Origin of the sequence: Winogradskyella thalassocola, assembly GCF_900099995.1 — a bacterium.
In the GTDB taxonomy this organism is placed as follows: Bacteria; Bacteroidota; Bacteroidia; order Flavobacteriales; family Flavobacteriaceae; genus Winogradskyella; species Winogradskyella thalassocola.
Genome location: NZ_FNCZ01000018.1, coordinates 1 through 10513, shown reverse-complemented (window position 1 = coordinate 10513; position 10513 = coordinate 1). Strand labels below are relative to the sequence as shown.

Sequence of the window (10513 nt, the reverse complement as noted above, 5' to 3'; positions counted from 1 at the left end):
CCCAATGATTAGACAAAGTGGAAGTAGTGTAAAGGGGAGACCAAGAATTAGTAAAATGGGCAATCAAAAACTTCGGAATTTATTATTTATGTGCAGTTTTACAGCTTGCAAATACAACAAAGCATGCAGAGATCTTTATGAGCGAATAGTGGCCAAAGGAAAGAGTAAAAAATTAGCATTAATCGCAGTGTGTAATAAGCTACTAAAACAAGCTTTTGCTATCGCAAAATCTGGGTTAATATTTGATGCAACATATAAAAGTACGCTAGTGAAAAATTAATGGGATTTTACTTGTTTTTTAGCACAGTACTTTGTTAGCTACAGGTAATATTTTTATATTCGTCATATTTTTTTTCTTGAATAAATTTTGAAGCAAACTCCATTACTCTTTCTTTGTTTAGCTTTCCTAAAAATTCATTTCTCCAATTCTTTATATCATCTCTTAAGTACTCAATATTTGTGTTTGTAAAATCTTCTATATCAGTTTTTTTAATTGTCGAAAAGTATAAAGTTTTTACATCAAAATAATTGGTGAATTGATTATTTTTGTTTGAAGGAATATAGATTTTTATATAATCTAATTGATTGAAATCTCTAAATGCTCTTGCCGAATTTTCTAATATTTTCTTAAAAGCGTAATATTCTGTATTAGCAAAACCTTCTTTAAAACAAACAATTCGTTTCTTGTAATTCGATTTAGTCGAGTCAAAAAAATTTGTGTTTTGTTTCCACCTTCTGAAAAATTCATATTTTGATAGTTGTAAGCCTTTAATATTTTGGTTAAAAAAATAATCTATAGTTATATCAATTTCATTTAATTCATTAAGTTCTAAAACGTCTAGTTTCAAATTAGAATGTTTTACTCTGTTTTTTGCTGCTTTTGAATACCCTTTATTAGTTATTATAAACCCGAAATTAGCATTAACATCTTCTGTCATTCCAATAAAACTCTCAACAATTTTAACATTGATGTTTTTGTTATAGTATTTTGTGTCTACAATACCTAAAATTCTTTTACCAGCAAGATTTCCTCTTATTGAAAAATCAATTTGTCTTTCAGTTATACTATAAATTCCATAAATAGAATCATTGTATTCAATTTCGCAATCAGGATAATTCTGCCTTAAAGTCTCGTAAAGTTTTTTTTCGTATTCTTTCCACATTTTGGTGAGTACTTGTAGTTAACGTGTTTGTATCTGGTTCGTTGCGTGTTTCAAGCAACTAATTTAGTGAATAAGTATAGACCAAGAAAATCCGCAAAGATTTTCGTAAGTAGGCTAGAACTAGCAATAAATTATATACGGTGTTACCACCTGGCTTTTATAAATTCCTTGTAAATTCATTTTCCGACAGAATTTCAATTTCAGAACCTTGTTCAATATATTTAATTGCTTTTTCTTGCTTACTGCTCATTCCATCTTCGCCAACAACTCTATAATCTTGTTGGCCAACTACTAAATAGTCAGTTGATTTTGTTACTCCACCACCATTTATTCCTCCAATGTCTGCAATAGTCTGTTGTGCTTGAGAACGAACCATTGAAGATAATGCTCCTGTAAATACTACAGTTTTACCATAAAAAATACTTTCCTTATTATGTTTTTCAGGATCACCAACTATTTTTGCTAAATCTTTTGCTCGATAAATTCTTTTAGTTTCAGAAGGTTTATAACCACCTTCAAATAATTGTCCAATATTCGTTCTTAATTTTTCAGGAAAATCTTTTTTTGAAGTTATTCCGTTTTTCTTAAATGCCTTTATTGTCAATTCAGCAGTTGCTCGACTGTCTGCTTCAGCTCGATGATGATTCAAGCTAATATTGTTGTGGTTACACAATGTTTTCAAATCATATGCAGGTAAACCTTCCCAAACTTTTTTAGAAAAAATATAACTACAAGAATATTCTAAATTTGGAAATGGTAAGTTATATGCTTCCAAAGTTCTTCTTAAAACACTAAAATCAAATCCAGCATTATGAGCAATTAAAAATTTATTTTCAATCAACGGTTTTATTTCCGTCCACAATTCATTAAATTCGGGTTTATCTGCAACGTGTTCTGGTCTAATTCCGTGAATTAAAATATTAAAATAATCAAATTCGTCATACATTGGTTTAATCAACCAAGATTTACTTTTTACAATCTCAAAATTTTCCACAAAAGTTAATCCAATTTCACAAGGACTATCTCTTTGTGCTGTTGCAGTCTCAAAGTCTATTGTTATAAAATCCATTTCTCGTTTTTCTTTTCGTTTTTTAGCTTGGTGGTAACGTTGATGTAGCAAACACGTAACTACCTTTTTTTTAGCACTAAACCGCAATTATTTTTATACGGTGTTAGGGCAAGTTTTTTATTAGTTCATATGTTTTTGTAAATCCCTCACAGGATAAATTCAAATGGTTTTTAAAATAAGAAGGCATTTCATTTTTCCAATTCCATAGTTTTTCTATTTCTTCTTCATTTATACAATTCTCCTCTATTTGGTGTTTGTATGTTGTCTCAAATTGATAATAATGAACTACATCTTTCCGGTGCTTATTAAATTCCTTAAATTCATTCTGTTTAAAGTTTTTTAGATACTCAAAGTTCGGATTTGAATCGAAAATCCTCATACTTATCATTTTGTCAATGACTGACGCAAATCCAACCTTAAATTCAGGAATATCTAATTCCAAATAGTATGCGAGAGTGTCTCCAATTCTGTCCCAATAATTGTAAAGTTTTTCATAGCAACAACTTACAAAAGTTGAATAAACCCAATCAGGTCCGTTTTGAAAATAAGTGAATATTTTTTCTCCTTGAATAATTTTAAATTCATTCAAAGGGTTGTTTATATAAGGATGATATAAATACAGATTTGCAGTCAATAATTTCAAGTCGTTATTGCAATTTTTTAAATCAGCTAAATTTTTGAATTTGTTGAACTTTCCAAAATTTGGATTGACTTTTTCCAAATTAAGAATTTCCATTGTGTTCAGTCCATTGTAATTATGTTCATTATCAGAAAGACTGATTAAATTCTCTTGTGTAAAGAATTTTGAAACTTCAGAATAATGTTTTTCGAGGTGTTTCATTCAAATTTGCCCTAATTTGTTATATGAATACAATCACTCACGTTATCCTTATCTTAATTCCAGATAACAAAAGCTATAGCACTCCATTCTACGTTTATAAAACTAAGCAATACTTTGCAAAGTTTAGTACGTAACTTTACGTACATATCCATAAAAATAAGATAGTTATGAGACTTATGGTTACTGTTTTCCGTAATGGTGAAAAAAAAACTAAGCGATTGCTGAGCATTTTAGATGGTGGTTGTACGCGTTGGGTGGTGAAGCTCTCTAAGTGACGTTTTGTTTTTATTGTAGATCTCTAAGTGACGTGTAAGATCTTTGTAAATAGTATGATGATTGGTTATAACGCTTCTCGATACATTCCGACAAAAAAGTCGGAACACTCGAAGTGACGGTGTGGTAGGGTTTTATATGCGTTGGTAAATAAATGACAGATAGATCCGAGGGTAGCGCACTGGTGAAGAAATATTCTGTGAGGATTTTGGTAAGTGGGCTAGGATTAGCTATAAATTATATGCGGTGTTAGGCAAAGTTATTTTTTCGGTTTTACAATTATTAAATCCTCAGAATTAATTCCTTCTTTAATAAATAATTCAGGTGTTTCTTCCTCGCTGATATTTTCTAGCATAAGAAGTGCTTTAGCTTGTTCGAAAGATTTTTTGACAGATAAACCAAAACCGATGGAAGAATAAAATTGAGACGAAAATATTCTTGCAGCTTCGTCTCCGATTGAAGTATTCATTCCAATTGTTGCTTCAACATATTCAGATACCGCTTCGGCCTGATTTTTAGAATAACAAGTGTTGAAAAAGACTAATCTAATTCCGTCTGATGAAGCCATAATTGTTTGTACAATTGCCTCTTTACTAACTATTTTAGTTCTACCATCATTAGTTTGAAAAATGATTTCATCATTATCAGATCCGTGTCCGCTAAAGTGAATTATTGATGGTTTGTACTCATTAATAGCTTGTAATAAGTCTATCGGTTGAAATGCCCAGCAGGTTTCAAACTTAACAGAATCTCTATGCTTAGATTTCCGTATCATTTCAGATATTGCTCTAGCTTCTTCGTCTAATCTTAATTGTTGTTGGTCAATTGGATTTGATGCAAGAAATAGGACAACAATTTTTTCAGGAATATTTTTTAATTCTTCAATTTGATATCGTGTTTCGGTATGTAAATTATTATGATGTTGAAGTGTTGAACCAATATTCCTAAGGTTTTGTTCTTGTTCTCTTCTTAATTTATCTGCTTCAGCTTTTCTTTTTTTATCAATAGAAGCTAATTCCTTGTCAACTTTAGTTTGAGCGTCTTGAATTTCTTTATTCTTTTTTCCAATCTTAGTTTCTATATCCGCTATTTTCTTGTAAGAATTAGCAAGATCTTTTTCATATCTAGTTATCTCTCTTAGTTTAGATTGAATTGTACTAGTTGATTTAGTCCGATTAATAGCTTCACTCGCTCTATTAATTTTAATTGTTGTATCGGATATTTTTTTTTGCTCTTTGGCTTTATCTGTCAAAAGCTTAGTCAAATCGCTTTGTTTTCTGGATAGACTATTTCTGTGTGAATCAATTAAAGCCATTTTTTTAGTTTCGATTTAATTTTGCCTAACGGTTACGTATAAGAATAGTGCGTAGTTTGAGTGCGAGGATTTTCCGAAGGAAAATCAGATGCAAGCAAACAAGCACTAACTTTTGATTTAGGAATAAACTTACGCATTATTTTTATACAATGTTGTGCAACGTATTTATTTTTTATAATGTTCAGCCGTTATTCTTCCAGCAGTCAATGTCGTATTTATAGTATCACAATGTGCGTTAAACCAAAAACTTTGATAATCCAAAATGTCTTTTGCCGTATATGTTTTTCCGCCATCAAATCCCATAATATTTTCATTTACAGGGACAAGTCCAAAAGCAGTGTTAATTTCATCTGCTCTATTTGTTAGCAGAGTGATTAAATCCGTAACTGAATTTTGATTTTCAAATACTTGTTTGCCTGAAACCGAATTTAACAATGATAAAATTTCATTTCCAGCGTTTGGAATGCTTTCTTCCATTGCTGATTTCGCTCCATTCATAAGATTTTCAGGAAGCACATTTGAATATTGTTGAAGTTCGTTGTATTGGTTTAAAGCATTATTCAAGTTGGTTAATAATTTTTCTCTCATAGTTTATAATCTTGTTAAATATCAATAATGCGGAATATATTTTAAAAATTCAATTCCGCCAATTCTACCATCTTTTAAAATGTCTAAAATAATTGTTCCTTCTGTTGGATGTTCTAATTCTATATTTTCTTTAAATTGCCATTCCGAATTTGGTTGATTTGATCTAAATCCACTTACAAATCGAATATAAGCTTGTCTAAACCATTCTTTAATTTCAGAGTTTTCCAATTGCTCAATCAAGTCAGTTCGTTCTGGTTCTTGCTCTTTTATAAGCTCAATTATCCAATTAATCTTAAAAGTTTCTTGTTTGGTCATATGTTGCACAACGTGTTATAAGAGCACAATCATTCTAGTTATCCCTTTTTTAATTCCGGATAACATGATTGATAGCACTCCATTCTTAGTTTATAAAACTAAGCAATACTTTGCAAAGTTTAGTACGTAACTTTACGTACATATCCATAAAAATAAGATAGTTATGAGACTTATGGTTACTGTTTTCCGTAATGGTGTAAAAAAACTAAGCGGTTGCTTAGAGTTTTAGATGGTGGTTGTAGGCGTTGGGTGGTTTTTGAAGCTCTCTAAGTGACGTTTTGTTTTTATTGTAGATCTCTAAGTGACGTGTAAGATCTTTGTAAATAGTATGATGATTGGTTATAACGCTTCTCGATACATTACGACAAAATGGTCGGAACACTCGAAGTGACGGTTTGGGAGGATTTTATATGCGTTGGTAAATAAATGACAGATAGACCCGAGGGTAGCGCCCTGGTGAAGCAATATTCTGCAGAAATGTTAGTAAGTGGGCAGTGACCAAGTCATTTTTTATACACGGCTAAAGTGTACGGTTTTTAATGATTTTGTAAAGTTTCGAATACTATTTTCCAAGAATCATCTGATTGTCTTTTCCAATTGATAATGTACGTCCCAATATTTTTAATAGTATCTGAACTTTCTTTATTAATAAATATTTCATTAAACGTGTTATATGAAATCGCCATATCTTCTGAGGGAATGATAGTTGGTCTTCCACGATGAATGAGTTGTACATCATATTTAGTGTAAATCCGTTCCCATTGTGCTTTTAAAGAATCTTTTGTTAAATGTTCAATTTGTGAATTTGGATAAATAGCCGTGTAGTTGTCTGCGTAAAATTCAATCCAATCATAATCAAACCTTTCATAAACTGAATAAAGGCTGTCAACTTGTTTTGTTATCAGGGTTGTTAGTTCTGAATCAGATGATTTTATTGCAATTTCTTTTTTTTTGTGATTTTCACATCCAATGAGAAAACCGGTCATAAGTAGCATTAGACCTAATTGTGATTTTAAATTTTTCATATGGGTTAGTTTTAATTGTTGGCAATGTTGTTGTGCTTTTGTTATTTGTTTTTAAGTTCGAGATTAATCAGTTCTTTTAATTCTTGTACTTTAATCAGCATTTCGTTAATGGCTTTAGCATTGTTAATTTCAGTATAATATTTTAACCCTAATGCACCTTCTAGTGCCAAAATAATGTCTTCTATATTATCATTGATTTTTGACTCTTTATAGATGGGTTTATTGGTGCTTAATCTAAGAAGGCCTAATTGCACAGGTTTCATAAGAGCATTTAAGTAAACGGCATTATTACCGTTTGATACTGTTATATAACTTTCTTGAGAACGCTTTAATTCTAATAATCTATTTCGAATATGTTCTGGCATTAATATGATGTCTCCTGTGGATTCTAATGTCTGAATTGTATTGGTGTTGAATGATGCATATCTGGATACTCTGTTAATTTTAAATATTTCCTTAAGTATTTGATTAGGCTCTAAATCTGAAGTCTCAATATAGTTGTTGTATTCTTCATAAGCTAAAGTATTACTGTTCAAATACGCCACTCTACTATTCATATTTTCTACTTCTTTATCGAGATCTACTAAAATCTGATTGTAATAATTCTGCTTGCTTTCATTTAGTTTACTAATTTCTTTAGCATTGTTTAGTTGAAGCGCAATTAAAATTCCGATAACCACGAGTATAATCTCTCCTATGGCATAAAGTAAATATTTACTGAATTTATTTTCGGTTAAAAGTTGTTGTCTTATTCGTCTAAAAAACTTGATCATATTTTTTATATTTAATTCCAACGCGGCTATCTCATCCAAATATTCTCTTAGCTCTACGGGGTGCTTACATCAAAGATCTACTAGATGTTTGGTATCGCTTTACGATACTTCATTTTAGCAATATCATTGGTTAGCGGTTTGTAATTATGAAGCGCAATGTGTTGATAATGATTGGTTTTGTGTTTGAGCAACTAATTTAGTAAACTAATACGAATCCGAGAAAATTCAGAAGGAATTTTCCAAATAAGCACTTGTCAAAGCCATTAATTATACATGGTGTTACCCCACGTTTATTCTAATAGAAAAGAATACTATATCCCCAATAATCAGAATGAAATTTATCGGGAATCATAAGCTTTTTTGGATCACCACCCTTTAATTTGAAGTTTTCCAAATTTAGGCCATTAATATAGCTTTCATCCCCTTTAGTATCAAAAATGCGATAGTTTCGACCAGTAAAATAATATACTTTGCAATTCTCTACATACAATTTCTCAATTGCCTGTGTTCGACCTTTTAAATCAGCTGACTCTCCTTTATAAGCAATACTTGCGGTGACAAAATCAATCATTTCTATCTCATAGTTGGAAGTTATAGGAACTCTTCCATAATCACCAAGACCGTTATTTCTCCAATATGAAAAGCGCCAAATAAATAAGGAAACAAATAAAATCAGAATTATAAACCGCTTTTGAAATTTGGAAATTTTTAAGATTTTAAAAAGCAATATCCATAAAAGTAGCCCATAAATAATGGAAAGTATTGAAATTCGGAAGATTTCAAAAAATAGATGGAATAATGTTGCCATTGATATCTTAATGTGGGATAACGTTGTTGTGTATGGTTTACTTCGTCTGTTCGCTGCGCTCGGGTGTTGCGTGGTTATGCAACTAATTTAGCAAATAAATCACAGATAGACCCGAGCGCAGCGAACTAGCGAAGCCATATTCCGCAGGAATGTTTGTAAGTAGGCAGTGAACCAAGCAATTGGTTTTACACGGTGTTACCACCAGTTTTTATTTCGATAGTTCGTTTAATTTGTCTTTTTCTTTCTTCGTTAGCTTGTCGTATCCTTTTTTATTAATCTTATCTAGAATCTTGTCCAATTCTGTTTGTTTTGATGCTTTATTAGAATTGTATTTGTCCTCAACTGTAAAAACTTTTTTCGATTTTGAAAAAGGATTTTCAACTATTAGTAAATGTGGCTTTTTAATTATCAAGAACAAAAAAGTCAATGAAGGTATCAGTATGAGGATTATTGGAAGATAATTCGTGGACATAATTCTAGGATCTAATATTATAGCTATAAGCAATCCAACAATTCCTCCACCTAAATGTACTTCGTGCCCAATATTATCCCTTTGAGATTTAATTCCATAAATTGAATATAGCACATATGCTATTCCATAAAGCCAAGCAGGAATATAAACAGGTAGTAAAATAAATCCGATTTCCATTCCAGGGAATAATCCGATTGAGGCAAAAACTAATCCGCTAACTGCTCCTGATGCTCCGATTGCAGTATAGTCAGGATGGTTTTTGTGAATATATAATGCGAATAAATTTCCGCCTATTAAACTCGCAAAATATAATATCAGAAATAAGGGAATTCCTATTGAAGATTCTAAACCTCTGCTAAAAAGATAAAGAGTAATCATATTAAACGCGAAGTGAGTCCAATCTGCGTGTAAAAATCCAGATGTAACTAGTCTTTTGTAATCTTTATTAACCAATATTTGGTCAACATTAAATGAAAATTTGTCAAAGAATGTAAAATCATTTAAGCCTTTATAAGTCACGATTCCATTCGCAATTATAAGTGATAATGTTAGTATTCCAATTTCTTCCATTCGGTTGAGTTCGTATTGTTGGCAACGTGATTGTTTATGGTTTACTTCGTCTGTTCGCTGCGCTCGGGTGTGGCGTGTTTAAGCAACTAATTTAGTAAATAAAAACCGAATAGAAAATCCGCGAGGATTTTCGTAAGTAGGCGAGAAGCCAGCAATAAATTATATACAGTGTTGTAAGCAGGCTTTTTTCGTTCATATTGTTATTCGGTCGTAATTTTTATTTTATTATTTAATTCAAGTATTTTTTTTACAAAAGAGTCGTTCGTTTTTGGGCTTATGTAAATCTCATTATATTTTTCATATTTTATGATTAATCCATTTCGAGCTGTTGCAGGTTTAAATCCAGACCAAAGTGTTTTTCCCTTAATTATCTCGTGTATTTTGTCAATTTCAATTTTTCCTCTTATTGGACCACTTTTGTATTTCAGTTCAGTTTGTGTCAGTTCATAATTCGTTCCCAAACCTAACCAAATTAAAAATCCTGCGACCGCCAACATAAAAATGTCAGTCCACATAAAATTATAATTCTCAATTCCATCAGAGAATATTCTATAGAGAATAATTCCAATAAAAAATCCTATTATACTAAATCCTATTAATTGAAATAATATGTCTTTTCTACTCGTAAATTTCATTCGTAGTTCTGATTTTTAGCTTGCTTACAACGGTTTTGTGTATGGTTAGTTGCGTGGTTAAGCAACTAATTTAGCAAAAATGAAACGAACCAGAGGAAATTCCGCAGGAATTTCCACGTAGGCAAGTCACAAGCAATTAATTATACACATTGTTGTACAACGTTTTTATGTTTTATCAGGAAAATGGTCAGTTAAACCATTGAAAACGTCTTTATGAGAACGTATTTCATATTTTCCACTATCATTTGTCTTAATTACAAAATTCAGTCTATGCATATTTGATAGTCCGTGTATTAAATTCATTACTCCGTGAAATTTTTTAATTTCATCATATTTCAATTCAATTGTCCGTGTTTTTGAAAAGAGTAATATTCCGTTTTCTTTTAATTCCAATTCCGCTTTTTCGTAATTCCGCATCCCTTTAAGCCATTCTCCAAACAAGAAAATTGCGATTGAAATTGAGATAAAAATGTAAACATTCCGATTTACAAATTCAATAAGATAGATAATAGCTATTTCAGATGGTAAGTACTTTGCTGGCAATAAAAAAAGACAAAAAACAAGCGCGAAAAAAAATCCGAAGTTCGCTATTTCACTTCCGATTTTATTCACTTTTTTCCTTTCAGCTAATTCTATGTCGAATGTTTCTCTCAAATGTTGTACAAC

The 10513-nt window shown here is 31.0% G+C and carries 13 protein-coding genes; 1 reads left to right on the top strand and 12 read right to left on the bottom strand.

Annotated features, from left to right (window positions below; all coding sequences use genetic code 11):
* A partial coding sequence (locus BLT80_RS19685; RefSeq protein ID WP_139181027.1) for a transposase occupies positions 1-280 on the top strand: 280 nt, incomplete at its 5' end.
* Between the two features lie 34 nt (positions 281-314).
* On the opposite strand, the gene BLT80_RS19680 is transcribed toward BLT80_RS19685, so the two are convergent.
* From BLT80_RS19680 to BLT80_RS19625, 12 genes are all read right to left on the bottom strand, one after another.
* Complete coding sequence (locus BLT80_RS19680) at positions 315-1163, bottom strand: restriction endonuclease (protein ID WP_092471239.1); 849 nt, start codon at positions 1161-1163, stop codon at positions 315-317.
* A 157-nt stretch (positions 1164-1320) separates the two neighbouring features.
* Entirely contained in the window at positions 1321-2232 is a 912-nt protein-coding gene (locus BLT80_RS19675) for an exonuclease domain-containing protein (protein WP_092471241.1), read from the bottom strand.
* 103 nt (positions 2233-2335) lie between these two features.
* Positions 2336-3073, bottom strand: a complete 738-nt coding sequence (locus tag BLT80_RS19670) for a Cthe_2314 family HEPN domain-containing protein (RefSeq protein WP_092471237.1) — start codon at positions 3071-3073, stop codon at positions 2336-2338.
* 532 nt (positions 3074-3605) lie between these two features.
* Positions 3606-4661, bottom strand: coding sequence for a CHAT domain-containing protein (locus tag BLT80_RS19665; RefSeq protein WP_092471235.1), 1056 nt, complete (start codon positions 4659-4661; stop codon positions 3606-3608).
* Between the two features lie 165 nt (positions 4662-4826).
* On the bottom strand, positions 4827-5249 hold the full coding sequence (locus tag BLT80_RS19660) for a hypothetical protein (protein ID WP_092471233.1): 423 nt from the start codon (positions 5247-5249) through the stop codon (positions 4827-4829).
* Between the two features lie 21 nt (positions 5250-5270).
* On the bottom strand, positions 5271-5564 hold the full coding sequence (locus BLT80_RS19655) for a hypothetical protein (RefSeq protein ID WP_092471230.1): 294 nt from the start codon (positions 5562-5564) through the stop codon (positions 5271-5273).
* A 536-nt stretch (positions 5565-6100) separates the two neighbouring features.
* A complete protein-coding gene (locus BLT80_RS19650) occupies positions 6101-6589 on the bottom strand; it encodes a YybH family protein (protein WP_092471228.1) in 489 nt (162 codons plus the stop codon).
* Between the two features lie 41 nt (positions 6590-6630).
* Positions 6631-7362 carry a hypothetical protein gene (locus BLT80_RS19645; protein WP_139181119.1) on the bottom strand — a complete coding sequence of 244 codons (732 nt, stop codon included), beginning with the start codon at positions 7360-7362 and terminating at the stop codon, positions 6631-6633.
* 295 nt (positions 7363-7657) lie between these two features.
* The gene (locus BLT80_RS19640) at positions 7658-8170 is read right to left on the bottom strand and encodes a hypothetical protein (protein WP_139181118.1); all 513 of its coding nucleotides are present in this window, start codon (positions 8168-8170) and stop codon (positions 7658-7660) included.
* A gap of 208 nt (positions 8171-8378) precedes the next feature.
* Positions 8379-9212, bottom strand: a complete 834-nt coding sequence (locus tag BLT80_RS19635; protein ID WP_092471222.1) for a rhomboid family intramembrane serine protease — start codon at positions 9210-9212, stop codon at positions 8379-8381.
* A 200-nt stretch (positions 9213-9412) separates the two neighbouring features.
* The gene (locus BLT80_RS19630) at positions 9413-9847 is read right to left on the bottom strand and encodes a PH domain-containing protein (protein WP_092471220.1); all 435 of its coding nucleotides are present in this window, start codon (positions 9845-9847) and stop codon (positions 9413-9415) included.
* Positions 9848-10012: 165 nt separating this feature from the next.
* Positions 10013-10513, bottom strand: a 501-nt coding sequence (locus tag BLT80_RS19625; protein WP_217630771.1) for a hypothetical protein, incomplete at its 5' end; no start/stop codon positions are given.